General features: G+C 73.1%; 19 protein-coding genes. 5 read left to right on the top strand and 14 right to left on the bottom strand.

All coding sequences use genetic code 11. From position 1 onward, the window contains the following. The first annotated feature begins 78 nt into the window (after positions 1-78). A complete protein-coding gene (locus G514_RS25230; RefSeq protein ID WP_245582119.1) occupies positions 79-1,041 on the top strand; it encodes a VanW family protein in 963 nt (320 codons plus the stop codon). On the opposite strand, the gene G514_RS0106315 is transcribed toward G514_RS25230, so the two are convergent. Both G514_RS0106315 and G514_RS0106310 read right to left on the bottom strand, forming a co-directional pair. Then, complete coding sequence (locus G514_RS0106315) at positions 978-2,051, bottom strand: amidohydrolase family protein (RefSeq protein ID WP_028651066.1); 1,074 nt, start codon at positions 2,049-2,051, stop codon at positions 978-980. The genes G514_RS25230 and G514_RS0106315 overlap by 64 nt on opposite strands. 30 nt (positions 2,052-2,081) lie before the next feature. Beyond that, positions 2,082-4,088, bottom strand: a complete 2,007-nt coding sequence (locus G514_RS0106310) for a glycoside hydrolase family 3 protein (RefSeq protein ID WP_051246974.1) — start codon at positions 4,086-4,088, stop codon at positions 2,082-2,084. Between the two features lie 175 nt (positions 4,089-4,263). On the opposite strand from G514_RS0106310, the gene G514_RS0106305 reads away from it, so the two are divergent. Further along, positions 4,264-5,430 carry an ROK family transcriptional regulator gene (locus G514_RS0106305; protein ID WP_028651064.1) on the top strand — a complete coding sequence of 389 codons (1,167 nt, stop codon included), beginning with the start codon at positions 4,264-4,266 and terminating at the stop codon, positions 5,428-5,430. A gap of 7 nt (positions 5,431-5,437) precedes the next feature. On the opposite strand, the gene G514_RS0106300 is transcribed toward G514_RS0106305, so the two are convergent. The 5 genes from G514_RS0106300 to G514_RS0106280 form a co-directional block, all read right to left on the bottom strand. Beyond that, positions 5,438-5,806 (bottom strand): hypothetical protein, encoded by a 369-nt coding sequence (locus G514_RS0106300; RefSeq protein ID WP_028651063.1) that lies wholly within the window; start codon positions 5,804-5,806, stop codon positions 5,438-5,440. Next, entirely contained in the window at positions 5,806-7,389 is a 1,584-nt protein-coding gene (ffh, locus tag G514_RS0106295; protein WP_028651062.1) for a signal recognition particle protein, read from the bottom strand. Before ffh ends, G514_RS0106300 begins: the two co-directional genes overlap by 1 nt. 81 nt (positions 7,390-7,470) lie before the next feature. After that, the gene (locus G514_RS25225; protein WP_051246972.1) at positions 7,471-9,708 is read right to left on the bottom strand and encodes a [protein-PII] uridylyltransferase; all 2,238 of its coding nucleotides are present in this window, start codon (positions 9,706-9,708) and stop codon (positions 7,471-7,473) included. Positions 9,709-9,721: 13 nt separating this feature from the next. Continuing rightward, the gene (locus tag G514_RS0106285; protein WP_028651061.1) at positions 9,722-10,060 is read right to left on the bottom strand and encodes a P-II family nitrogen regulator; all 339 of its coding nucleotides are present in this window, start codon (positions 10,058-10,060) and stop codon (positions 9,722-9,724) included. Beyond that, on the bottom strand, positions 10,057-11,364 hold the full coding sequence (locus G514_RS0106280) for an ammonium transporter (protein ID WP_028651060.1): 1,308 nt from the start codon (positions 11,362-11,364) through the stop codon (positions 10,057-10,059). The genes G514_RS0106285 and G514_RS0106280 overlap by 4 nt, the downstream gene beginning before the upstream one ends. 257 nt (positions 11,365-11,621) lie before the next feature. On the opposite strand from G514_RS0106280, the gene G514_RS0106270 reads away from it, so the two are divergent. After that, complete coding sequence (locus G514_RS0106270) at positions 11,622-12,983, top strand: rhamnan synthesis F family protein (RefSeq protein WP_169576315.1); 1,362 nt, start codon at positions 11,622-11,624, stop codon at positions 12,981-12,983. 54 nt (positions 12,984-13,037) lie between these two features. Here the strand turns inward: G514_RS0106270 and G514_RS29015 are convergent, their stop codons facing one another. From G514_RS29015 to G514_RS25215, 6 genes are all read right to left on the bottom strand, one after another. Beyond that, positions 13,038-15,287, bottom strand: coding sequence for a glycosyltransferase family protein (locus tag G514_RS29015; protein WP_028651058.1), 2,250 nt, complete (start codon positions 15,285-15,287; stop codon positions 13,038-13,040). A 10-nt stretch (positions 15,288-15,297) separates the two neighbouring features. Next, positions 15,298-16,422, bottom strand: a complete 1,125-nt coding sequence (gene ftsY, locus G514_RS0106260; protein ID WP_028651057.1) for a signal recognition particle-docking protein FtsY — start codon at positions 16,420-16,422, stop codon at positions 15,298-15,300. A gap of 124 nt (positions 16,423-16,546) precedes the next feature. Next, positions 16,547-16,696, bottom strand: coding sequence for a hypothetical protein (locus G514_RS30155; RefSeq protein WP_157544630.1), 150 nt, complete (start codon positions 16,694-16,696; stop codon positions 16,547-16,549). Between the two features lie 17 nt (positions 16,697-16,713). Beyond that, the gene (locus tag G514_RS0106250; RefSeq protein WP_028651056.1) at positions 16,714-17,163 is read right to left on the bottom strand and encodes an acyl-CoA thioesterase; all 450 of its coding nucleotides are present in this window, start codon (positions 17,161-17,163) and stop codon (positions 16,714-16,716) included. Between the two features lie 5 nt (positions 17,164-17,168). Further along, positions 17,169-20,768, bottom strand: coding sequence for a chromosome segregation protein SMC (gene smc, locus G514_RS0106245; RefSeq protein WP_028651055.1), 3,600 nt, complete (start codon positions 20,766-20,768; stop codon positions 17,169-17,171). A gap of 132 nt (positions 20,769-20,900) precedes the next feature. After that, complete coding sequence (locus tag G514_RS25215; protein ID WP_084151830.1) at positions 20,901-21,677, bottom strand: TetR/AcrR family transcriptional regulator; 777 nt, start codon at positions 21,675-21,677, stop codon at positions 20,901-20,903. A gap of 86 nt (positions 21,678-21,763) precedes the next feature. On the opposite strand from G514_RS25215, the gene G514_RS0106235 reads away from it, so the two are divergent. Together G514_RS0106235 and G514_RS0106230 are read left to right on the top strand one after the other, a co-directional pair. Then, complete coding sequence (locus G514_RS0106235; RefSeq protein ID WP_028651053.1) at positions 21,764-23,215, top strand: DHA2 family efflux MFS transporter permease subunit; 1,452 nt, start codon at positions 21,764-21,766, stop codon at positions 23,213-23,215. Between the two features lie 52 nt (positions 23,216-23,267). Next, positions 23,268-24,023: a sulfotransferase family protein gene (locus G514_RS0106230; RefSeq protein ID WP_028651052.1), complete on the top strand. Its 756-nt coding sequence runs from the start codon at positions 23,268-23,270 to the stop codon at positions 24,021-24,023. Between the two features lie 112 nt (positions 24,024-24,135). On the opposite strand, the gene G514_RS0106225 is transcribed toward G514_RS0106230, so the two are convergent. Next, positions 24,136-25,383: an MFS transporter gene (locus G514_RS0106225; RefSeq protein WP_028651051.1), complete on the bottom strand. Its 1,248-nt coding sequence runs from the start codon at positions 25,381-25,383 to the stop codon at positions 24,136-24,138. Positions 25,384-25,409 lie beyond the last annotated feature (26 nt).

The raw sequence follows: 25,409 nt of genomic DNA, 5'->3' as shown, positions 1-25,409 counted from the left end.
GCGTGCAGGACTCGACCGGCAAGTCTGCCAGACGGGCGCCGACGCGCCTAAACGGAGCCGGGCATGCACAATCTGTCCGTGCTCACGCCGCAACCCGCCGTTCCCGCGGCGCATCCCACCGACGTGCGCACCCTGACCCGCCGCCGCGTGACCGAGCGGCACCCGTGGCTCTACCCCGCCGCCGTGCGGGTCCACCAGGCACGTCGCCACCTCGCGTGGCTGACCTCCGACGCCCGCTGGGCCACCCGGGCGGCCGGCACCCCCGAGCTGCCCGTCCGCGTCAAGAAGCACGGCTCGCTGCTGCTGCGCGAGCTCTCCCCCGACGAGATGGCCCTCCAGCACAACAAGGTGGTCAACCTCCGACTGGCGAGCGCCCGCACCGACGGCGTGGTGATCCGGCCCGGCGAGACGTTCTCCTTCAACAAGATCGTCGGCAACTGCACCCGCCGCAAGGGCTACGTCGTCGGCATGCGCCTCTCGAACGGCGACGCGAAGGCCGGCGTCGGCGGTGGCATCTGCCAGCTCGCGAACCTGCTCCACTGGATGTTCCTGCACTCGCCGCTGACGGTGGTCGAGCGCTCCGAGCACAGCTTCGACCCCTTCCCGGACAAGAACCGCGTGCTGCCCTGGGGCGTCGGCTGCTCGATCGTCTGGAACTACGTCGACCTCGTGGTCCGCAACGACACCGACACGACGTTCCAGGTGCACACCTGGCTCGACGACAAGCACCTGCGCGGCGAGCTGCGCGCCGACCGGCCCGTCGAGCACTCCTACAAGGTCGAGGCGCGCGAGGAGGAGTTCGTGCGGGTCGGGGCGAGGATCTGGCGCCGCAACGAGATCTGGCGGAGCCTGGTCGACCGGCGGACCGGCAACGTGGTCGGCGAGGAGCTCGTCAAGCGCAACTGCGCGATCGTGAAGTACCCCCCGCCGGAGCACCTCGTGGTCGACCTCGACGAGGACGGCCGCCCGCTGCCGCGTCAGGCCACGACCCTGCCGCGCAGCACCACCCGCGAGGGACTCGTCAGCACCGTCACGTCCTGACGGGGGTCCGCGTCGTAGACCACGAGGTCGGCCGGCGCTCCCTCCTCGAGCGTGCCGTTGAGGCCCAGCCACTCGCGCGCCTTCCACGACGCGCCGGCCAGCGCGTCGGTGACCGGGATGCCGTACGACGCCAGCTCGGCGACCTCCCCCGCGATCCCGCCGTGCGGCAGCACGCCGCCCGCGTCGGTGCCGGCGTAGATGGGCACGCCGGCCTCGAACGCCGCCATGATCGTGTCGCGGCGCCGCGCGTGCAGGTCGCGCATCGTGGCAGCGTAGGCCGGGAACTTCTCGCCGGCCGCGTCAGCGTAGGTCGGGAAGTTGTTCAGCTGCATCGCCGTCGGCACCAGAGCGGTGCCGTGCGCGACCATGCCGTCGATGAGGTCCTCGGTGAGGCCCGTGCCGTGCTCGATGCAGTCGATGCCGGCGTCGATGAGGATCGGCAGCACCTCGGTGCCGAAGCAGTGCGCGGTGACCTTGGCGCCCAACGCGTGCGCGGTCTCGATCGCCGCCGTGAACGCGTCGGCCGGCCACGACGGCGCGAGGTCGCCGCGGTCTCGCTCGATCCAGTCGCCGACGAGCTTGACCCAGCCGTCGCCGCGCGCGGCCTCCTGCTCGACGTACGCCGTGAGGTCCTGGGGCTCGACCTCCCACGCGTAGTCGCGGATGTAGCGCCTGGTGCGGGCGAGGTGCCGGCCCATCCGGATCAGCCGCGGCAGGTCCTCGCGGTCCTGCACCCACCGCGTGTCGGCCGGGCTGCCGCAGTCACGCAGCAGCAGGGCGCCGGCGTCACGGTCGGCGACCGCCTGCGCCTCGGTCGCCTCGTGGTCGACCTCGCCGTGCTCGTCGAGGCCGATGTGGCAGTGGGCGTCGACCAGGCCCGGGACCACCCAGCCGCTGGCGACGGTCTCGGCGCCGGCCTGGGGCTCGAGGGTGATCCGGCCGTCGACCACGTAGAGGTCGCGGGCCTCGCCGTCGGGGAGGACAGGTCCGGAGACGCGCAGCGCTGGCACGTCTCCGGACCCTAGTCCCCCGGGTGAGGGTCAGGTGCCGAGGCCGAACCCGTAGCGGTAGAGCGCGTCGTAGTCGGCGTCGCCCACGTTGATGGGCTCCTGGGCGACCGTCCGCGGCCAGGTCACCGGGAGCCTGCCGGTGAACGGCTTCGCGCCGAACAGCACGTCGGCCACGCCCATCCCCTCGCTCCCGGGCAGCCAGGAGGCCACCAGCGCGTCGATCTGCGCCAGCAGCTCCGGCGGGATGATCATCGGCCGGCCGGAGACGACCAGGACGGTGCACGACGCGGCGTGCGAGCAGACCCGCCGGACCGCGAGGGCGTCGGCGTCGCTGAGTTCCATGGTCTTCTTCGGCCGCGGCTGACCGTGGTCGCCGGGGTCGTAGGCCCACTGTGGGCCGTTGACGTCGCCGAAGCCCTCGGCGTACGGCGTCTCGCCGACCACGACCACGCCCGCGGCGTTCGACGGGACCGGGTCGGCGGCCGTCTCGCTGAACTGCACCCTCCCCCTCGAGGTCGCACGCACCGCGTCGAGGACCGTCTGGCCGGGGATGACGTTGGTGGACCCGCCCTGCCAGGTGAGCGTCCAGCCACCGGCCTGGTTGCCGATGTTGTCGGCGTTGCTGCCGGCGACGTAGACCGGCTGCGACTTGTGCGTGCTGAGCGGGAGCGTGTGCTGCTTGTTCTTGAGCAGCACCTGCGACTCCGCGACGGCCCTCCGCGCGACCTTGCGGTGCGCCTTGCTGCCGATCGAGTCGATGTGGCGCCGGTCGGTGAACGGGTGCTCGAAGAGCCCGAGGTCGAACTTCGCGGTGAGGATCCGGGTGACAGCGTCGTCGATCCGGCTCATCGGCACCGTGCCGTCCTCGACGAGCGAGGTGAGGGTCGGGATGAACACGTCCCACCCGTCGGGGTTGTTGGGTGCCTGGATCGGCTCCATGAACATGTCCACGCCGGCCAGGACCGAGGCCCGCACCTGCTCGCGGTAGTCGCCCGGGAGCTGCCGGATCGCCCGCCAGTCGGAGACGACGATGCCGTCGAAGCCGAGCTGGTCCTTGAGCACGCCGGTGATGAGCTCCTGGTCGGCATGCATCTTGACCGGGTTGCCGAGGCCGTCCTCGGTCCAGTCGACGCTGGAGAACGACGGCATGACCGACCCGACGTGGTGCCTGCGCACGGCCGGCTTGTACGGCGCGAGCGCGAGCCGGTCCCACTCCTCGCGGGAGACCTGGTCGATGCCCTGGTCGACGGTGTAGTCGCCCTCACCGGTGCCGTAGGCGGTGAGGCCGTCGCCGGCGTAGTGCTTCGCGGTGGCGAGCACCCGGTCGGGCTTCGCCAGGTCCTTGGCGCCGTCGCCCTGGAGCCCGTCGATCGCGGTCTCCATCTGGATCGCGAGGCGGGGGTCCTCGCCGAAGCTCTCGTAGGTGCGGCCCCACCGGTCGTCGCGGGCGACGCAGACGCACGGCGCGAACGCCCACTGCGGTCCGCTCGCGCGGGTCTCGATGGCGGTCAGGTGCCCGATCTTCTCGACGAGGTCGGGGTCGCGGGTCGCGCCCAGGCCGATGTTGTGCGGGAAGACCGTGGCGCCCTGGAGGTTGGAGTGGCCGTGGACCGAGTCCACGCCGTACAGCAGCGGGATGCCGAGCCGCGTCTCGAGCGCGGCCTCCTGGTAGCGGTCCACCATGTCGGCCCACGCCTCGGGGGTGTTGCTCGTCGGCGTCGACCCGCCGCCGGACAGGATGCTGCCGAGCGCGTGGGTGGTGATCAGCGACGGGTCCGCGTCGACGTCGACGCGCTCGGCCTGGGTCATCTGGCCGATCTTCTCCGCCAGCGTCATCCGCGCGAGCAGGTCCGCGACCCGCTCGTCGGTGGACAGGTGGCTGTTCTTGTACGCCGGACCGGACCGGTGCCGGTCGGCCGTGGGTGCGGCCTCGCCGGGCGACTGGAGCAGCCCGACGGCCAGGACCATGACGGCGGCCAGGACGGTGGCCGTGACGAGGGCGGCGCCGGGACCGGCGCCGCGGTGGGTGCGCAACATCGCGTGTTTCTCCTTGCCCGATCAAGAAGCCGGTCGGCCTCTGCGGCCCACCGGGCGCGGCTGGCCCGCGCCCTTGCACCGTAGGAAGCCGGATTGATCCCGGTCAATGCCGAATCCGGCCGATCTCGCCGAGAGTTCCTCCACGTTCCGCACTAATCCTCCTAGGCTGTCGGACATGGCAGGTTCCGGTGCCCTCGAGCGGCTGCGGGCCGCCAACCAGCGCACGGTGCTCGGGCTGCTGGCCGGAGAAGGCCCGATGAGCCGCGCCGACCTCGTCCGCGCCAGCGGCTTGTCCCGCACGACGGTCTCGAGCCTGGTGGCCGACCTGATCCGCACCGGCCAGGTCACCGAGACCGACGACCGCGCCCGTCCGCACAAGGGCGGCAGCGGCCGGCCCCCCGTGCAGGTCCGGCTGAGCGCACCGGCCGGCGGGGTCGTGGGCGTCGACGTCGGTCACGGGCACGTGCGGGTCGCGGTCGCCGACCGGCTCGGGACGGTGGTGGCCGAGGACCACGCGCTGGTCGACGTCGACGCCCACGGCACCGAGGTGCTCGACCGCGCCGCGGCGATGGTGCGCGCGCTGGCCGCGCAGAGCGGGCTGGGCTCCGAGCTCCAGGCGGTCGGCATGTGCGTGCCGGCCCCGCTCGACCGGCGCTCGTCGCGGATCCGGACCGGCATCATGCCGGGCTGGCAGGGGCTGCTGCCGGCCGACGAGCTCGAGCGGCGGCTCGGCGTGCCGGTCCACGCCGACAACGACGCCAACCTCGGCGCGCTGGCGGAGCTGCACCACGGCATCGCCCGCGGTCGGCACGACGTCGTCTACCTCAAGGTCGCCAGCGGGGTCGGCGCGGGGATCGTGCTCGGTGGCCGGCTGCATCGGGGCGCGAGCGGGATCGCCGGCGAGCTCGGGCACGTGCAGGTCGGCGAGGACGGCCCGGTCTGCCGGTGCGGCAACCGCGGCTGCGTGGAGACGATGGTCTCGGCGTCCCGGCTCCTCGAGCTGCTGCGTCCGGCGTACGGCGAGCCGCTGGCGATCGACCAGGTGCTGTCCCTCGACGCCGAGGGCGACGCCGGGGTGCGGCGGGTGCTCTCCGACGCGGGCCGCACCGTCGGCCGGGCGGTCGCCGACCTCGCGAACAGCCTCAACCCCGAGCTCGTCGTCGTCGGCGGCACGCTGGGCCGCTCGCGCTCGCTGGTCGAGGGGCTGCGGGCCTCGATCGACCGCTACGCCCAGCCCGACACCGCCGCCGCCCTCGAGGTCGTCGCCGGCGAGCTCGGCGACCGCTCCGAGGTCGTGGGCGCCGTCGCGCTCGCCATCTCCCACGTCGCCAGCGCGACCTGATCACGGGTCAGAGCTGGTCGAGGAGCCAGGACGGGCCCAGCGAGGTGCCGCCGGCAGCGGTGACGCGCGACTGGAGCATGCGGTCGGCCGTCACGGCGGTCACCACGTCGCCGCGGGCGGACGAGGCGGCGACCTGGGCAGTGATCTCGTCGTCGCCGCTCCCCCGCGCGTGGACGGTGCGCACGTGGGCGTCGCGGCCGGCGGCGACACCGCCCTTGGCCGCACCCTCGAGCACGAGCACCACGTCGTCGTACGCCAGGTCGGCGGTGAGCAGCGACTCGTGCAGCCGGCGAGCGGCGCCGGCGCGGTCCTTCCACCAGCCGTCCGGCCGGCTGCCGACGACGTTGGCGCCGTCGACGACGAGGACGCGGGCCACTACTTGAGGAACTTGGAGAAGTCCTTGGGCAGGTCGAGGGCGGCCGCGGCCTTCTCGTAGTCGACCTCCTCCTCGCCGGCGGGCGTCCCGAACGGGTTGCCGGCGGAGGCGGCGGCCTTCTGCTTCTCGGCGGCGGCCTGCTGGGCGGCCTTGGCGGGGTTGCCGGAGACCCGCTTGCCCTTGCCCTTCTTGGCCTGCGCCTTCTGCTTGCCGCGCTTGCCGCCACCGGCCATGCCTGGCATGCCGGGGAGCCCGGGCATCCCGCCCTTGGCGAACTGCATCATCATCTTGCGCGCCTCGAAGAACCGGTCGACGAGGCTGTTGACGTCGGAGACCTGGCGACCGGCACCGCGGGCGATGCGGGCGCGGCGCGAGCCGTCGATGATCTTGGGGTTCGCCCGCTCGGCGGGGGTCATCGACTGGATGATCGCCTGAATCCGGTCGATCTCGCGCTCGTCGAAGTTCTCGAGCTGGTCGCGGAACTGGCCCATGCCGGGCAGCATCCCCATGATCTTCGACATCGAGCCGAGCTTGCGGACCTGCTGCATCTGCTCGAGGAAGTCGTCGAGGGTGAACTCGCCGCCCTGCCCCATCAGCTTGCCGGCCGCCTTGGCGGCCTGCTCCTGGTCGAACGTCTTCTCGGCCTGCTCGATCAGGGTGAGCATGTCGCCCATGTCGAGGATGCGGGAGGCCATCCGGTCGGGGTGGAACAGGTCGAAGTCGGTGAGCTTCTCCCCCGCGGAGGCGAACATCACCGGCCGGCCGGTCACCGACGCGATCGAGAGCGCCGCGCCGCCGCGTGCGTCGCCGTCGAGCTTGGTGAGCACGACGCCGTCGAAGCCGACGCCCTCGAGGAACGCCTGGGCGGTGTTGACGGCGTCCTGGCCGATCATCGCGTCGACGACGAACAGCACCTCGTCGGGCTGCACGGCGTCGCGGATGTCGGCGGCCTGCTTCATCAGCTCCGCGTCGACGCCGAGGCGGCCCGCGGTGTCGACGATGACCACGTCGTGGAGGGTCCGCTTGGCCTCGTCGATGGAGGCCCGGGCGACGGCCACCGGGTCGCCGCCGTGTTCGACTCCCTGGGCGTTGCCGGCCTCGGGCGCGAAGACGGGTACGCCGGCGCGCTCGCCGTTGACCTGCAGCTGCTGGACGGCGTTCGGGCGCTGGAGGTCGCACGCGACGAGCAGCGGGCTCTTGCCCTGCCCCTTGAGCCAGAGCGCAAGCTTGGCGGCCAGCGTCGTCTTGCCGGCGCCCTGGAGGCCCGCGAGCAGGATGACGGTCGGCCCGGCCTTGGCGTAACGCAGCCGGCGCGTCTCGCCGCCGAGGATCGTGACGAGCTCCTCGTTGACGATCTTGACGATCTGCTGGGCCGGGTTGAGGGCCTGGCTGACCTCCTCGCCCCGGGCCCGCTCCTTCACCGCGGCCACGAACTCCTTGACCACCGGCAGGGCGACGTCGGCCTCGAGCAGCGCGATCCGGATCTCGCGCGCGGTCGCGTCGATGTCGGCCTCGGAGAGCCGGCCCTTGCCGCGCAGGTTCTTGAACGTGTCGGCGAGGCGGTCGGAGAGTGTGGCGAACAAGGTCTTCCTCAAGGGGATCGGGGCGAGCAACCTCCCAAGCCTAACGAGGGGGCCGGGACGGCCGCGCCGACGTCACCGCGGTCAGGCGGTCAGCGCCGCCCGGACGGCGTGGGCGGCCTCGGCCGCACGGGTGTCGCTGAGCACGCCGGCCGAGGCCTCCTGCAGGTAGAACACGTCCACCGCCTGCGGGCCGAGGGTGTTCACGTGCGCCGACCGGACGGCGACGTCGAGCCGGGCCAGGGCCGCGCAGACGAGGTAGACCACGCCCGGTCGGTCGGCCGCCCGCACCTCCAGCACGGTGGCCTGCGCCGACGCCTCGGGGCGTACGACGACGGTCGGCGCCAGCTCCTGGTCGGTGCGAGGAGCGAGCCGGGGAGCGGGGTCGATCCGGCCCTCCTGGATGGCGTCGTACCGCTGCCGCAGCACGGCGCCGTCCACGTGCTCCTCGGCGACCTCCCAGAACGACACGGCGTACTGGTCCTGCGACCAGGCCCGCGCCGCGCGCACACCGATCCGCTGCAGCGCGAACGTCGCGGCGACGTCGGCGAGCAGCCCGACCCGGTCGGGCGCGATCACGGTCACTCGCGCGCCGTCGGCCACCGGCTCGGCCGTGACGGAGATCGCGCCCCGGCGGACCTCCTTCGGCACCGGCACCTCGTCGTTGGCCACCGGCGGCAGCACCGCGCCGCTGGTCAGCGCCGCCCGGGTGCGCCGGGACAGGTCGAGGACCAGCCCGGACCGCCACGACGACCACGCCTTGGGCGAGGCGGCGCGGGCGTCGGCCTCGGTGAGGACCGTGAGCAGGTCGAGCGCCTCCGTCGAGCCGAGCCGGGCCGCGAGCGTCTCCACCGTCGCGGGGTCGTCGGGGTCGCGCGTGGTCGCGGTCTCGGCGAGGAGCAGGTGCCAGCGCACCAGCAGGGCGACCAGCTCGACTCCCGACTCGTCGAAGCCCATCCGGGTCGCGATGCCCCGGGCGATCGGCTCCCCGGCCACGCTGTGCTCGGTGAGGCTGCCCTTGCCGATGTCGTGGAGGAGCGCGGCGACCATGAGCACGTCGGGCCGAGCGACCCGACGGATCAGGCCAGCGGCCTCGATGCAGGTCTCGACCACGTGCCGGTCGACGGTGAAGCGGTGGATCGCCGAGGCGTGCGGCAGGAGCCTGATCCGCTCCCACTCCGGGAGGATCTGCCCCAGTGCACCGGTCTCCTCGAGCGTCTCCCAGGTGCCGAGCAGCCCGCGCCCCGAGGCCAGCAGCCGCACCAGCAGCCGCCGCGCCTCCGCGGGCCACGGATCCGGCAGCGGCGCGCACTCCCGCGCGAGCCGGGCCGCCGTCGGCGGCGCGAGCACCACGTCGCGCTCGGCCGCCGCGGCCGCGGCGCGCAGCAGCAGGGCGGGGTCCTCGGCCGGGCGGGCGCGCCGGTCGAGCACCACCTCCCCCGCCGCCAGGGCCACCCCCTCGGCGAGGGGCGTCAAGGACGGCCGGCGTACGCCGACGCGGGCCGGCCGCGCCAGGACGTCGTCGACGCGGCGCCAGGTGAGCCGCGAGAGGTGGGTGATCCGCCTGCCGAGCGTGCGGACGTGCACCTGGGCCGCGCGGGCGTCGGCGCTGCCGAGCTGGGACGCCAGGGCGGCGCCGAGCTCGGTCCAGAGCTCGGGCGCGACCCTGTCGGTGGCCCGCCCCGCGAGGCCGTGCAGGAGGTCGCGGACGTCGAGCAGCGCCATCCTGCTGCGCTCGAGCTCGACGTGCGGGACGTCGACCAGCCAGGTCGCCACGAGCGACTTGAGCACGGTCGCGTCGCGGATCCCGCCTTCGGCCTCCTTCAGGTCGGGCACCGACTCGTGCGCGAGCTCGCCCATCAGCTGGTGACGCGACCGGACCAGCCTGTGCAGCTCGGGGAGGCGCTCGCGCGCCTCGCGGCGCCACTGCGCCAGCATCGTGGTGCGCAGCCGGAGGGTGAGGTGGGGGTCGCCGGTCAGGTGCCGGACGTCGAGGAGCCCGGAGGCGACCCTCAGGTCGGACTCGGCCGCCGAGACCATCTCCGGCAGCGACCGCACCGAGTGGTCGACGTTCGCGCCGGCGTCCCACAGGGGGTACCAGAGCCGCTCGGCGAGGTCGCGCAGCCGCTGCTCGTCGACGCCCGCGGCGTCGTCGCTGACCAGGACCACGTCGAGGTCGGAGTGCGGCGCGAGCTCGCCGCGGCCGTAGCCGCCGACCGCGACGAGCGCCAGCCCGACGTCGGGGCCGTCGACGGCGGCCCACGCCGAGGCGCAGAGGGCGTCCGCGTCCGACGTACGCCGGGCGCGCTCGTCTGCGGTCACACCACCCCGGCGCTCACACGGCCGACTCGTCGCGCTCGCCGGTGCGGACCCGCACGACGGTCTCGACCGGGCTGACCCACACCTTGCCGTCCCCGATCCGCCCGGTCTGCGCGGTCTTCACCACGATGCCGACCACGTCCTCGGCGTCGTTGTCGTCGACCACGATCTCGATGCGGATCTTGGGCACCAGCGCGATGTCGTACTCCGCGCCTCGGTAGACCTCCGTGTGGCCCTTCTGCCGGCCGTAGCCGCTGACCTCGCTGACGGTCATGCCGGTCACGCCGAAGGTCTCGAGGGCCTCGCGGACGTCCTCCCACTTGTGCGGCTTGATCACCGCGGTCACGAGCTTCACGCGCTGGCTCCTTCCGTGACGGGAACGGTCCGGGCGGCCAGGACGCCGGTCCCGCCGCCGCCACCGCTGGTGTGGATGTCGTACGCCGACTCGCCGTGGGCCACGAAGTCGATGCCCTCGACCTCGTCCTCCTCGGAGACCCGGAGCCCGATCGTGTACTTGATCGCCAGACCGACGACCGCCGTGAGGACGCCGGAGAACGCGATCGCCACCAGTGCCCCCAGCGCCTGGTCGCCCAGCGAGCCGAGGCCGCCGCCGTAGAGCAGCCCGTCGATGCCGCCCGCGCCCTCGGAGGTCGAGAAGACCCCGATGAGGACGGTGCCGATGATGCCGCCGACGAGGTGGACGCCGACGACGTCGAGCGAGTCGTCGTACCCGAGCCTGTACTTCAGGCCCACGGCCCACGCGCAGACCGCACCGGCGACGGCGCCGATGGCGACGGCGCCCTCGATGTCGACCGCGCCGCACGCCGGCGTGATCGCGACCAGTCCGGCCACGATGCCGGAGGCGGCGCCGAGCGAGGTGGCCTTGCGGTGCATGAGGTACTCGATCAGCAACCAGCCGAGGATGGCCGCCATCGTCGCGAGCGTGGTGTTGGCGAAGGTGCGGCCTGTCTCGGAGAAGAACTGGGCGGTGTTCTCCTCGTCGGTGGCGCCGCCGAAGACGATGGAGCCGACGTTGAAGCCGTACCAGCCCATCCACAGCAGGCCGGCGCCGAGCATGGTCAGCGTGAGGTTGTGCGGGCGCAGCGCCTCCTTGCCGAAGCCGATGCGCTTGCCGATCAGGACGGCGAGGACGAGGCCGGCCATGCCCGCGTTGATGTGGACCGCGGTGCCGCCGGCGTAGTCCTGGGCGCCGATCCGGCCGCAGATGAGCGAGTCGTCGGTGCAGCTGAAGACCATGTGGGCCATCGGGAAGTAGCAGACCAGCGCCCAGATCGGCACGAACGCCACCCAGGCGGCGAACTTCATGCGGTCCGCGACCGCGCCGCTGATGAGGGCGACGGTGATGATCGCGAACGTCGCCTGGAACATCACGCCGATGTAGCCGTCGGTGGTGACCCCGTCGAGCCAGAACAGGTCGAACGGGTCGTGGAAGAAGGTGCCCCCACCACCGAAGCCCATCGACCAGCCGACAGCGACGTAGAGGATGCCGACGATCGCCACCGCGATGTAGGACATCATCATCATGTTGAGCACGGACTTCGACCGGGACATGCCGCCGTAGAACAGCGCCAGGGCAGGCACCGTCATCATCAGCACGAACGCGGTCGCGACGAGCATGAACGCGTAGTAGCCGTCCACAGAACCTCCATCGGGGACCAAGGGGGCGGGCTGCGGCGCTCGGGTGACCACGCTGTCGTTGCCGGACCCGCCCTGTTGCCGAGAACCCTCGCGGCGCCGGGTTTCGCGACCGTCCGCTGCATGTTGCGGGCGTGCAACGGGTTCCCGGCGGGTGTTACTTCGGTGTTACGGAATGGCACTCGCTCGACCACCGCTGATCGAGCCTGTCGAGATCCCCGCAGCGAAGGCACCCGGGCGCACCCGCGATGATGGGGCGCGTGACCCAGCCTGACTTCGCGGACGCGTGGGCGCGGCTGGTCACCGCCTGGCTGGCGGCCGGCGAGGAGAGCGACGAGGGCCGGGCGCTGCTGCGGCGCGCACTCGGCGGCGGCGTGCACGCCCTCGACCTGCCGAGGGCCGGTGAGGTCACGGTCGGCCAGGGCCGGCGCTGCGAGGTCGCGCTCGTGCGGCTCGCGGGCGCCGTCGACGAGGCGGGGTACCTCGCGCACAACCAGGCCCAGGCCGAGCGCGGCGCGGAGGCGGTCGACCACTTCTGCCGTCGTGGCTGGCGCTCGCTGCGCAACCCGAGCCTCGACTTCGACGTGTGGTGGTACTGGGCGGAGCACCTCGACCCGATCGACGAGTCCGAGACCGCCACCAACCCGCTCGTGCACTACCTGCTCGACGGCCGGCACCGCGGGCTCCTGCCGCTGCCGCCGCGGCCCTCGCGGGCGACGTTCGTGCCGTCGGGTGCGCCGCGGCGGGCGTGCCTGTTCGCGACCTACGACCCGGACGGGCTGGTCGACGACACGGTGGTCGCCTACGTCGAGGAGCTGGCCCGGCACGCCGACGTGTTCGTGTGCGCCGACGGGTCCGTGCAAGAGGGGCAGCTGGAGCGGTTGTCGGCGGCCTCGGGCGCGTGGGTGCGCGCGCACGGCGCCCACGACTTCGGCTCCTGGAGCGCGCTGGCGCACGACCTGGTCGGGTGGGAGCGGCTCGCGGCGTACGACGAGGTGCTGCTCGCCAACGACTCGTGCTGGCTGGTGCGGCCGCTCGACGAGGTGTTCGCGCGGATGGACACAACGCCGGGCGACTTCTGGGGGCTCCAGCTCACCGCGCGGCGCTTCGAGCCCGAGCCGTGGCAGCCGCAGGTCGTCCCGCTCGAGGAGGTGAAGCGGTCGTGGCTGCCGCCGACCGCGTTCCGCTACCCCGAGCTGGTGCACGTCGGCTCGTACTTCCTCGCGCTGCGCCGGCCGGTGCTCGACGACCCGGGGTTCCGGCGCCGACTCGACGCCGTACGCCCGCAGCGCGACCGCGCCAACCTGGTGCAGAAGTACGAGACCGGGACGACGCAGTACCTCGTCGGCCAGGGCTTCGACCTCGCGACCTGGGTGCCCGGCCTGCGGCCCAACCACCCCGTCTACGGCCCCGGCGTCTTCGACCTCCTGGCCGACGGCTTCCCGCTCTTCAAGCGCCGCTTCCTCGTCGCCAACCCCTACGACACGCCCGACCTGGTCGACTGGAAGCAGCGCATCCTCGCGGCCGTCCCGTCCGCCGACGTCGAGATGTTCGAGCGCAACCTCCTCCGCGTTGCCGATCCTGACGACCTGGCCCGGTCCTTCGCGCTGCGGTCGGGATAGTCCCTGACGTCTGGGCCCGTGGAACCGGCGTTTCCGCAACACAAACGTCAGGGACTATCCCGGCGTGCGAGCCGAGCGAGCCTCGAGCGCGACCTCGATGAGGCGGGCGGCGCGGGCGGAGAAGGAGTGCTCGGTGCGGACGCGGTCGGCCGCGGCGCGACGGGTGGCGTCGTCGCCGAAGACGGCGTCGGGGTCGGGCAGGGTGGCGAGGCGGCGCAGGTCGTCGGCGTCGGTGTAGGTCTGCACGCCCGGGCCGAAGAGGTCGGCCAGGCCGGCGACCTCGTCGGTGACCACCCGAGCGCCGCTGGCGACCGCGTCGAAGAGCCGGTTGGACACGAACCCGTCGGCGCGCATGGCTTCGTGGTGGTCGTTGAGGACCACCCCTGCCGAGCGGTACGCCGCGGCGAGGGCGTCGTTCGGCACCGACCGGCCGCGGACGACCTCGTCGGGGACCAGCCCGGACCACAGGTCGCCGTAGACCGCGAGCGGGAGACCCGCGGCGAGCGCGTCGCGGACCACCGGCCGCAGCTGCCGGCGCGAGTTGCCGACGAACAGCACCGCGTCGCCGCTGTCGGGAGCGGCGGCGTCGGGGTGGAAGCGCTCGGGGTCGGTGGCCTGGAGGAGGGGTTCGATGCGCAGCGCCCAGTCGCGGGCACGTCGTTCGGCCCACGGCTGGCCGGCGGCGAGCACCCGGTCGTAGCCGCGCGCCTCCTCGGGCGTGACCAGCTCGGGGTGCGAGATCACCCAGAGCAGCGAGACCTGCTCGGGGCCGGGGTCGTGGCGCACCAGCCCGCGCAGCACGAGCACGACGTCGTCGTGCCGGCCGGTGGTCCGGTCCCACGCGGGGCGCCGGTCGACCACCACCTCCTGGCCGCGCTCGCGCAGGGCCGCGGCCAGCGACGCGGCGAAGTGGGTGTCGCCCCAGCGCTCGCCGCCCTCGCCCGCGGGCGCGGCGTTCTTGATCGCCCAGCGGAGCCTGGTGGACTCCGACACCTGCAGCCGCGCCTCGCGGACCAGCACCGGCCGCGGCACGCGCAGCCGCGGCGCGGTGCCGTGCCGCGCGGGGCCGGTGTCGTGGTCGACGACGCGCAGCCCCCGGGTGGCCCAGAGCGCGGCGTCGTCGCGCGGAGCGAGCACCCGTTGCCACCGCTCGAGGTAGACGGTCCGGTCGGCCGGGCCGTCGTCGTCGCCGGACCCGGGACCGACCACCGGCGCGGCGTCGAGCACCCGGAAGTGGCCCGCGCGCCGCTGGCTCAGCCGGTGGCACAGGTCGACCTCGGCCAGGGCGCGGCCGAAGACGGGGTCGAACCCGCGCAGGGCCACCGCGTCGGCGAAGCGGAGCGCGAGCGCCGACCCGGTGAGCGCGTGGAGGCGCAGCCCCTCGAGCCCGTACGCGTCCTCGGCCGGGAAGCCCTGCAGGAACACGTGGGGCAGCCCGCCACACGTCGGGAACGCCACGCCGGCGGACTCGACCAGGCCGGAGGGCCGCAGCACCAGGGGCGACGCGCCGAGCACGTCGTCGTCACCCAGCGCCTCGCGCAGCGGGCCGAGCCAGCCCGGGGGGACAGTGGGTTGACCGTTGAGGAAGACGACGACGTCGCCGGTCGCCTCCGCGAGGGCGAGGTTGCTGCCGAGGGCGGGACCGTGGTCGCCGGCCGAATGGTGGACGACCTCGATCTCGCCGTCGGTGGCCCGGAGCGACTCGAGGCACGCGGCGGCCTGCTCGCTGTCGTCGGAGGCCGGCACGATCACGCTGGTCAGCCCCGGGGTCGGCGTCCGCGCCTCGAGCGCGGCCCAGTCGACGAGGTGCCGGTTGAGCACGACGCGGCGCCAGTCACCCGGCGGCGGCCTCAGCGCGCGGCGGCGGTCGGGGAAGCGGCGGCGTACGCCGATGGTCCCGACCAGCTCGACGTGGGTGCCGTGACGCATCAGCAGGTCGAGCAGCCACGCGGTCGGCAGCGCGGGGTCGACCGGCCCGAGCCCGAGGAACGCCTCGCGCTGCGCGACCAGCCGGGCCGGCTCGACGTCGGGGGCGGCGGCGCGGAAGACGACCTTCTCGCCGTTGCCGCGCTCTCCCTCGAGCTCGTCGGCGACGAACGGGCTGCCGAGCGCGACCAGCCGGGCGAGGCGGTCGGGCACCCAGGAGTCACCGGCCTCGAGGAACGCGACCCACTCCCCCGTCGCCGACCCGACGTCGGGGACGACCTCCCAGTCGGTCAGCGTCTGCTGGTCGAGGCTGGCCCGCGAGACCGCACGCAGCTCGTCGTCGTACCCAGCGTCGAAGACGACCGAGACGAGCGGCATGCCGGCAGCCTCAGCCGAGCAGTGCGTCGACGAACGCCTCGGCGTCGAACGGCGCGAGGTCGTCGGGGCCCTCGCCGAGGCCGACGAGCTTGACCGGGACCCCGAGCTCGCGCTGCACCGAGACCACGATGCCGCCCTTGGCCGAGCCGTCGAGCTTGGTGAGCACGACGCCGGTGACGTCGACGACCTCGGAGAACACGCGGGCCTGGATGAGGCCGTTCTGGCCGGTGGTCGCGTCGATGACCAGCAGCACCTCGGTGACCGGGGCCTGCTTCTCGATGACCCGCTTGACCTTGCCGAGCTCGTCCATGAGGCCGGCCTTGTTCTGGAGGCGTCCGGCGGTGTCGACGATCACGGTGTCGACGCCGGCCTCGACGCCGTGCTGCACCGCGTCGAACGCGACGCTCGCCGGGTCGGTGCCCTCGGTGCCGCGGACGACCTCGACCCCGACGCGCTCGCCCCACGTGGCGAGCTGGTCGACGGCCGCGGCGCGGAACGTGTCGGCCGCGCCGAGGGTGACCTTGCGGTCCTCGGCGACCAGGATACGGGCCAGCTTGCCGACCGTCGTGGTCTTGCCGGTGCCGTTGACGCCGACCACCAGGACGACGCCCGGCCTGCCGTCGGCGCCGCTGACCTGGAGACGCCGGTCCATGGCCGGGTCGACGAGGTTCACGAGCTCGGCGCGCAGGGCCGCCTTCGGGTCCTCTGGAGCGCCCTCCACACGGAGCCGGGTGCGCAGCCCCTCGACGACCTGCTGGGTCGGACCGACCCCGAGGTCGGCGGTGAGCAGGACGTCCTCGATCGACTCCCAGGTGTCCTCGTCGAGCCGGTCGCGGCTCAGCAGCGCGAGCAGCCCGCGGCCGAACCCGCCCTGCGCGCCGGCCAGCCGCTGGCGCAGCCGGACCAGCCGGGAGGCGGTCGACTCGGGCTTCTCGATCGTGGCCGGCGGCGCACTCACCTCCACCGGCGGTGCGTCGGCGTCCTCGGCCGCCTCCGGCGGCTGGACGATCACCCCGGTGTGGGTGTCGGGCAGCGGCGCGGGCTTCCGCCCGCGCACCAGCAGCCCGACCACGGCGCCGATCAGCACCACGGCGACGACGGCGATGATGAGGATCAGCAGCGCCACGGAGGTCATGCCTCCATCCAATCAGGCGACCGGCCGCGGAGACCTAATCAGCGCAATCGCGCCGGATCGGCACTGTTTAACGCGTGAAACAAGACCGAATGGCCGCGATTGCGCTGGATCGGTCTTAGCAGGGTCAGCCCAGCAGGTCGTCGAGGCTGCCCTCGTCGGGGTCGGCGCGGCCCGGGCGGCTGCTGCTCCAGTCGTCGTCCTCCTCGGAGAACACCGAGATCACGACGAGCGCGACGACGACGACCAGGATCATCCCGATCGCGATCGCCGTCATGGCACCTCAACGGCTCACTACCGCACGAGTGACGCCACGGCGGCGCGGATCTCCTCGGGGATGGGTACGACGGCGCGGGCCGGGTCGGTGTTGTCGACGTAGACGTGGACGAAGGTGCCCTCGGCGGCGGCCTCGTCGTCCGGACCGGTCTGCGGCCCCTGGAAGATGCCGACCTTGTAGATGATCGAGGAGCTGCCCAGCCGCTCGACGTAGACCCCGACGTCGACCGGAGCCGGGTAGCCGACCTCCGCGAAGTAGCGGCAGCCGACCTCGGCGACCACGCCGATGGCCGGGAGCCTGCGGATGTCGGTGCCGGTCGCCTGCTCGAGGTGGTTGTTGACGACCGTGTCGATGATCTCGAAGTAGCGGGCGTTGTTCATGTGCCCGTAGACGTCGATGTCGGCCCAGCGGGTCGTGACCTGCTCCCAGTGGACGTACCGGTCGCGGGTGGGGCGGGTGGCGGGCACGGTGCCTACGCGGACTCGGCCTCGCGCAGCCGCTGGCTGATCACCGCGGAGACACCGTCGCCGCGCATGGTGACGCCGTAGAGCGCGTCGCCGACCTCCATGGTCCGCTTCTGGTGGGTGATCACGAGCAGCTGGGAGTTCTCCCGCAGCTCCTCGTAGATCTCGAGCAGCCGGCCCAGGTTGGTGTCGTCGAGGGCGGCCTCGACCTCGTCGAGGATGTAGAACGGCGAGGGGCGGGCCTTGAACAGCGCCACCAGGAACGCCACCGCGACGAGCGAGCGCTCGCCACCAGACAGCAGCGAGAGCCGCTTGATCTTCTTGCCGGGCGGGCGGGCCTCGACCTCGATGCCGGTGTTGAGCATGTCGCCCGGGTCGGTGAGGACCAGCCGGCCCTCGCCACCCGGGAACAGCCGGGCGAACGTCTCGTCGAAGGCCCGCGAGACGTCGGCGTAGGCCTCGGTGAAGACCTGCTCGACCCGGGCGTCGACCTCGCGGACGATGTCGAGGAGGTCCTTGCGGGTCTTCTTGAGGTCCTCGAGCTGCTCGCCGAGGAACCGGTGCCGCTCCTCCAGGGCGCTGAACTCCTCCAGCGCGAGCGGGTTGACGGTGCCGAGCATCGCGAGCTCGCGCTCGGCGGCGCGCAGCCGCTTCTGCTGCTCCTCGCGGACGAACGGCACGGTCTCCGGCTCGGCCGAGCCCTCCTCGGCGTCGACGGCCTCGGCAGCGGCCTCGGGCTGCTCGCCGTCCGGCCGCTTGTGGTCGACCGGGACCGGCTGGTCGGGGCCGTACTCGGCGACCAGCACGTCGGCGTCCATGCCGAGCTCCTCGAGCGCGCGCTCCTCGAGCTGCTCGATCCGCATCTTCTGCTGGGTCCGGGCCATCTCGTCGCGGTGGACGGAGTTGACGAGCTCGTCGTGCTCGCGGGCGAGGTCGCGCAGCCGGGCGCGCACCGCGAGCAGCTGCTCCTCGCGGCCCTGGCGCGCCCGCTCGACCTCCGCGCGCGCCGCAGCGGCCTTGCCGATCGACACGTCGAGCCGCTCGAGGACGTGGGCGACGGCCACGCCGACGGCCTGGGCCGCCTGACCCTCGCGGAGCAGGCGGGCCCTGCGCTCGATCTCGCGGGTCCGGGTCTCGCGCTCCTCGCGCGCGGCTCGCAGCAGCTGGTCGGCTCGCCCGTGCAGGGCCCGCGACCGCTCCTCGGCGGTGCGCAGCGCGAGCCGGGCCTCCATCTCGCTCTGTCGCGCCAGCCGGGCGGCCTCGGCGAGCGGCTCGCGCTCGTCGGTGACGACCTCGAGCTCGGGGTCCTCCTCCGCGCGGGCCAGCCGGCCCTCGAGCTCCTCCAACCCCTCGAGGTCCTTGGCCCGGGCCTCCTGGGCCTCGGCGATCGCGCGCTCGAGCCGCTCGGCCTCGCCGCGGGCGGCACGGGCCTGGGCGCCGTACTGGCCGAGCTCCTCGGCGACCGCGGCGAGGGTGGCGTCGGACTCGTGCAGCTTGGCGAGGGCGACGTCGACGCTCTTCTGGGCCTCGTGCCGCTCGCGCTCGAGGCGCGACATGTCGAAGCCGAGCCGCTCGCTCGCGGCGATCGCCTCGGAGAGCTGCTGGGCGGCCTCGTCGACGGCCGCCTGGATCTCGATCAGGCTCGGCTGGCTCGCCGAGCCGCCGGCAGCGACGTGCGCGCCGAGCAGGTCGCCGTCGCGGGTGACCGCGGTGAGCGAGGCGTCACGGGCGACCAGCGCCCGAGCCGCGGCCAGGTCGTCGACGACCGCGACGCGGTCGAGCAGCCGGGCCAGGGCCGGCCGCACGGTGTCGGGACAGGTGACCACGTCGAGGGCGTACGACGCGCCGTCGGGCAGGGCCGGCCAACCGCTCACGTCGTGGGACGAGCCCGAGCCGAGCACGAGACCGGCCCGGCCGAGGTCGTGGTCCTTCAGGTGGCCGATCGCCGCGACGGCGGCGTCGACGTTCTCCAGCGCGACCGCGTCGGCGGCGCTGCCGAGCGCGTGGGCGACCGCGACCTCGAACCCGCTGCGAACGGTCAGCAGCGCGGCGACCGAGCCGAGCAGCCCGGAGACCTCGTCGGAGGCGGCGAGCAGCGCGCCGGCGCCGTCCTTGCGGTTGAGCCCGAGCTCGAGGGCGTCCTTGCGGGCCGCGAGCGTCGCGCGGTCGCGCTCGGCGCGCTGGGCCTCCTCGCGGACCTTCGCGAGCCGGTCCTCGAGGTCGGAGAGCTGGGCGGCGGCGGCCTCGTGCTCGGCGTCGAGACCCTCCTCGCCGGCGTCGAGGCCCGCGACGCGGGTCTCCAGCGAGGTGAAGTCGCGCTGCGCGCGAGCGGCCCGGCTGAGCGCCTCCTCGTGGGCCTGGGTGAGGCGGCCGAGCTCGTCGTCGGCCGCCGCGGCGCGCGAGCGCAGCGCGTTGACCTGGCCGGTCAGCCTGGCGAGGCCCTCACGACGGTCGGCGGCCGCGCGGTGCTGGCCCGCCACGCGGCGCTCCTCCTCGGCCACGGCCTCCTCGGCCGTGCGCCGCGCGGAGACGGCCTGCTCGAGCGTGACGCGGTGCCCCTCGACCTCGGTCTCGATCGCGGCTTCCTGCTCGCGCACCTCGGCGGCCTCGGCCTCCATGGCCTCGGGGTCGCGACCGGTGGCGACCTCGCCGGTGCCGAGCCCCTCGGCGTTGCGGACGCGCTCGGCGGCGAGCGACTGCGTGCTGCGGAGCCGCTCGCGCAGGCCGGACAGCGCGAACCACGTCTCCTGGGCCGAGGCCAGCGCCGGCAGGTCCTCGCGGAGGGCGGCCTCGAGCTCGCTCTCGCGCTTGCTCGCCTGCGCCTGGTGGCCCTCGACCTCCTCGCGCCGCGCGACCAGGACCGACTCGTCGGCGAGCTCCTGCTCCAGCGAGGCGCGCGCGGTCACCAGGTCGTCGGCGATCAGCCGGGCCTTGGCGTCACGGACCGCGGACTGGACGCCGGCCGCGCGGCGGGCCACCTCGGCCTGACGGCCGAGCGGCTTGAGCTGGCGGCGGATCTCGCCGAGCAGGTCGGTGAGGCGGGTCAGGTTGCCGTCGCAGGCGTCGAGCTTGCGGAGCGCCTTCTCCTTGCGCTTGCGGTGCTTGAGGACGCCGGCGGCCTCCTCGACGAACCCGCGCCGGTCTTCCGGGGTCGCGTGGAGGATCGTGTCGAGCTGGCCCTGGCCGACGATGACGTGCATCTCGCGACCGATTCCGGAGTCGGAGAGCAGCTCCTGCACGTCGAGCAGACGGCACGGGTTGCCGTTGATGGCGTACTCGGACCCGCCGCTGCGGAACATGGTCCGGCTGATGGTGACCTCGGTGTAGTCGATCGGCAGCGCACCGTCGGTGTTGTCGATCGTGAGCAGCACCTCGGCCCGACCGAGCGGCGGCCGGCCGGCGGTGCCGGCGAAGATGACGTCCTCCATCTTGCCGCCGCGCAGCGACTTGGCGCCCTGCTCGCCCATGACCCAGGCCAGGGCGTCGACGACGTTGGACTTGCCGGAGCCGTTGGGCCCCACGACGCAGGTGATGCCCGGCTCCAGCTGGAGCGTGGTCGAGGAGGCGAAGGACTTGAACCCCTTGAGGGTCAGGCTCTTCAGGTACACGGGGCTCCCTCGCTCACGAAAGGCGTAGACGGCGGCTGACGCGGGGGAAGCTCAGCCCTCCGAACCCTACCCGCGGCCACCCCCCGGACCGTGAATCCGGGGCGCGGGCGGGCCGGGCGTGTTTCGGGCGCGTCAGCGGTACTTCTCGGAGACGGCCGCGAGCCCGGCGACCAGGACGTCGGCCGCGAACTCGAAGCGGTCGTGGCCGTCACCGGCCGTCAGCTCGGGCGAGTACCTCGTCAGCAGCGGGAACAGCTCCGGCGGCAGCTGGTTCCAGAGCGCCACCATCTCGGCGTCGATCGCCTCGTGGTCGGGCTCCTCGCCCGCAGGCGTGGAGTTCTGGCGCTGCGCCCAGAGCGCCTCCTCGTAGCCGACCGCGCTGACGTAGAGGGAGGCGAGGTCGCACATCCACGCGGCCGCCTGCGGCGAGATGCCGCCCGCGACGCAGATCGCCATGATCCCCTCGGCGGCCCGCATGGTGCCCTCCATGGTCGGGATCTGCGCCATCGCGGCGCGGGCCGAGCCCGGGTGGTCGCGGAAGAGGTCGCGCATCTGCCGCAGCACGTCCTTCAGCTGCTCGTCCCACCGGTCCGGGTCCGGCTCGGGGATCTCGAGCCGCCTGGCGATCCGGTCGATGACCAGCTGGTCGAGCTCGTCGCGGTTGGCGACGTGCTGGTAGAGCGAGGCCGGACCGGTGTCGAGCGCCTTGGCGAGCGAGCGCATCGACACCGCGTCGTAGCCCTTCTCGGCCATCAGCGCCATGGCCGTGTCGACGATCCGCTCGGTGGTCAGCCGCTCCTTGGGCTCCGGCCGGTCGCCACGGCGTGCCTTCGGCAGGGTCACCCGCACCCGGACGGGACCCGCCTGCCACGTGCGCTCGCGCTCCGGCGGATTCGTGGGATCGGGCATGTCGAACAGTGTACTTGACACGAACACCGTTCGGGTTTAGAACAGTGTTCGCATTCACGAACGCCGTTCGAACCCAGGAGTCCGCCATGACCACCTCGCCCGACACGACCGCGAGCCCGCAGTCCCCGGAATCCTCGGGGCCGCGGGGCTACCAGTACCGGTGGATGGTCATGGCGGTGGTCATCGTGGCCGACGTCATGGACCTGCTCGACGCCACGATCGCCAACCTGGCCGGCCCGTCGATCCGGGCCGACCTCGGTGGCAGCGAGAGCACCCTCCAGTGGGTCCTGGCGGCGTACACGATCTCCTTCGCCATCGGACTCGTGGTCTCCGCCCGGGCCGGCGATCTGGTCGGGCGGCGCCGGATGTTCATCATCGGCATGGCCGGGTTCACCGCCGCCTCGCTGCTCTGCGGGCTGGCGCCGACGGCCGGCACGCTGATCGCCTTCCGGGTGCTCCAGGGCGCCTTCGGTGCGGTGATGATCCCGCAGGGGCTGGCCATGGTGAAGCAGTCCTTCCACCCCGACGACCTGCAGAAGGCGTTCATCCCGTTCGGCCCGATCATGGGTCTGGCCGCCGTGCTGGGCCCGATCCTGGCTGGCTTCCTCATCGACGCCGACCTGTTCGGCACCGGCTGGCGGATGATCTTCCTCATCAACATCCCGGTCGGCGTCGTCGGCACCGTGCTGGCGGTCAAGTACCTCCCCGAGGTGCCCCGCAACCGCGAGACCAGGCTCGACGTCGTCGGCTCGCTGCTGCTGGCCGTGGCCTCGGCGCTGCTCATCTACCCGCTCGTCCAGGGCCGCGAGCACGACTGGCCGCTGTGGTGCTTCCTCATGATGGGCGCTTCCGCGATCACCTTCGCGGCGTTCGTGGTGAGCGAACGCCGCAGCGCGCACCCGGTCATCGAGCGCTCGCTGTTCCGCAACCGCGGGTTCGTCGCCGGCGTCGTCTTCCTCGCGACGTTCTTCGTCGCGATGAACGGCGTGCTGCTGATCGTCAACCTGTTCGTCCAGCTCGGCCTCGGCTTCACGCCCATGCGCACCGGTCTCGCGATGACCCCGCTCGCGCTCGGGCTCGCGGTCGGCGCCGCCACCTCGGGTGCGGCGCTCGGGCCGAGGTTCGGCCGCAAGGTCCTGCACGGCGGACTGGTCGTTATCGCGCTCGGCATGGTCGCGCTCTGGTGGACCATCGACCGCCAGGGCATGTCCGTCGGCGCCTGGGACCTCGCGCCCGCGCTGTTCGTCACCGGCCTCGGCAGCGGCGCGATCTTCGCCCCGCTGTTCGACATCATCCTGGCCGACCTCGGCGACCAGGAGGTCGGCACCGGCTCGGGCGTGCTGAACGCCGCGCAGCAGTTCTCCGGCGCCCTGGGCGTCGCGATCATCGGCACGATCTTCTTCCAGTGGCTGCCGGACGAGGGCTGGGCCGACGCCACCAAGGGCATCCTCTGGGTGAGCATCGCCTGCTACGCCGTGAGCTTCCTGGTGGCCTTCCTGCTGCCGAAGGAGGCACGCGAGGGCGCCGAGCTCGCGTGAGCTGCCCCGCCGCGGACGCGTGCCGGCACAGAGCCGAACTAGGCTCACGACCGTGCCCGACCAGAGCCTCCTCTTCGTCGCGGGACTCGGCCGATCGGGCACCACGGCGCTGATGGAGGTGCTCGTCGCGCACGCCGACATCGCGCTGGGGGTCGAGCGCTACAAGCGGCTCTACCCGCGTGACGCCGAGCCGGTGACCGCGGACCTGTTCACCGAGGAGCGCTTCTTCGACTTCGGCGACGAGCTCACCAACCTGACGCCCGAGCAGGCGCCGGAGTGGGCCTCGCACTACGACGCCATGCGCGCCAAGTGGGGCACCGCGCGCTACGTCGGCGACAAGATGGTCGCCATCCGGGTCCAGCACGTCTGGGAGACCCTCCCGGACGCGCGGTTCGTGTGCATCGTGCGAGACCTCGAGCCGGTCGCGGCCAGCTGGGAGGCCCGCGCTCAGAACCCCGACGACCTGGGCTGGGCCGCCGACCAGGGCGCGACGAAGGCGGTGGCGGGCTGGAACCGCTCGCTGCGCCGAGTGCGCCGCGCGGTCAGGCAGCGACCGGAGCGGGCCGTCGTCGTGGAGTACGACCGGTTCTTCGGCGACCCTGCCGGGACGAGCCTCGGCAACGTGCTCGAGTGGCTCGGGCTGGACCGGTCCCCGGAGATCGACGCGGCGTTCGCGCAGGCGCACTCGACGTACGTCGAGAAGGTCGCGCCGAAGCAGCGCATCCTCTCCCCCGAGACGCTGGCGTTCCTCGACGAGCACGCCGAGCGCGACGTGTGGGACCAGGTCACCGAGCGGCTCGCGATCTGAGCCGAGTCGGGCTCAGTTCGAGATCACGACGTACCCGACGCTCCCCGACGGCGGGTGCGGTCCCTGTGGCGCCGGACCCGGCCGGTGGGTCCGGCACGACCCGACCGGGTGGTCACCGCCCGGCCGTCGAGAGATCCTCGTCAGCGTGGGCGATGTGGCTCAGCTGGCGCCAGATGAGCACGACGAACACCGCCGAGCCCACGAACGCGAACCAGAACGGCGCCGTCACGCCCCAGTGCTGGGCGAACAGGCCGCCGATGGCGGCCCCGACGACGAGGCCACCGAAGACGCCCATCAGGTTCACCGCGCCGACGCGGCCCTGCAGCTCGGTCGGCACCGCCCGCTGCCGGACCGTGATGGACGTCGTGCCCCACACGAACGCGTGCGCACCGAAGACGAAGAACACCGGCAGGGCGACGTACGGCGAGGTGGTGCTCGCCAGCGCGAGGTGGGTGAGCGTCTCGATGACCAGACCGATCCGCATCAGGTTGCCGAGGCTGATCCGGCGGGTCAGCCAGCCGTAGGAGACCGTGCCGATCAGCCCGCCGACCGCCTGCACCGTCGTGACCAGCCCGAAGCCGACGCTGCCGAGACCGAGGTGCTCGGTCGCGTAGAGGACGAGCACCGACCACGCGGCGCCGAAGGTGACGTTGAAGATCAGGATCGTGAGCACCAGCGTCCGGACGGCGGCGTGGTGCCAGACCCAGTGGAAGCCTTCCACGATGTCGTGCCAGACCGGCCGCGCCTCGTCGGTCGAGCGGTCGCGCACCGGCAGCTGGAGGCGGGCGATCAGCATCACCGCCAGGAGCATCGTGAGCCCCTGGGCCGCGAACGGGATGAAGTGGCCGAGGGTGAAGAGGAACGCGCCGACCGGCGGCCCCGCGAGCTGGTTGATCGTGACGACGCCGGTCGTGATGCGGGCGTTGGCGATGGCGAGGTCGTCGCGGTGCACCAGCATCGGCACCAGGGTGCTCGAGCTGTTGTCGGCGAAGACCTCGGCGGTGCCGAGCAGGAACATCGCGACGAGCACGACCCAGATGGGCACGGTGTCGATGGCGACCGCGGTCGCGAGCAGCGCCAGGACCACCACCCGCGCGAGGTTGACGACCACGATGATCAGGCGCCGGTCGAGCCGGTCGGTGAGCGCTCCGGCCCACAGCCCGAACACCATCGGGGGCGCCCACTGGAGCAGCGCCGCGAGGGCGACGAGGAACTCCTGGTCGGTCTTCGAGGCGACCAGCAGCGGGCCGGCGGCCAGCGCGATCCCGTCGCCGACGTTGCTCGTCCACGACGACGCCATGAGCCAGCGGAAGCCGCGCCCCAGGCGCGGCGGCGCAACGACGTCGAGCAACCGGCCCACGAGGTCAGCAGGCTAACGACGTGAGG

It is taken from the genome of Nocardioides halotolerans DSM 19273 (assembly GCF_000422805.1).
Lineage (GTDB): Bacteria > Actinomycetota > Actinomycetes > Propionibacteriales > Nocardioidaceae > Nocardioides > Nocardioides halotolerans.
The sequence above is the reverse complement of the archived record's forward strand: the minus strand, read 5'-3'. Positions and strand labels throughout refer to the sequence as shown.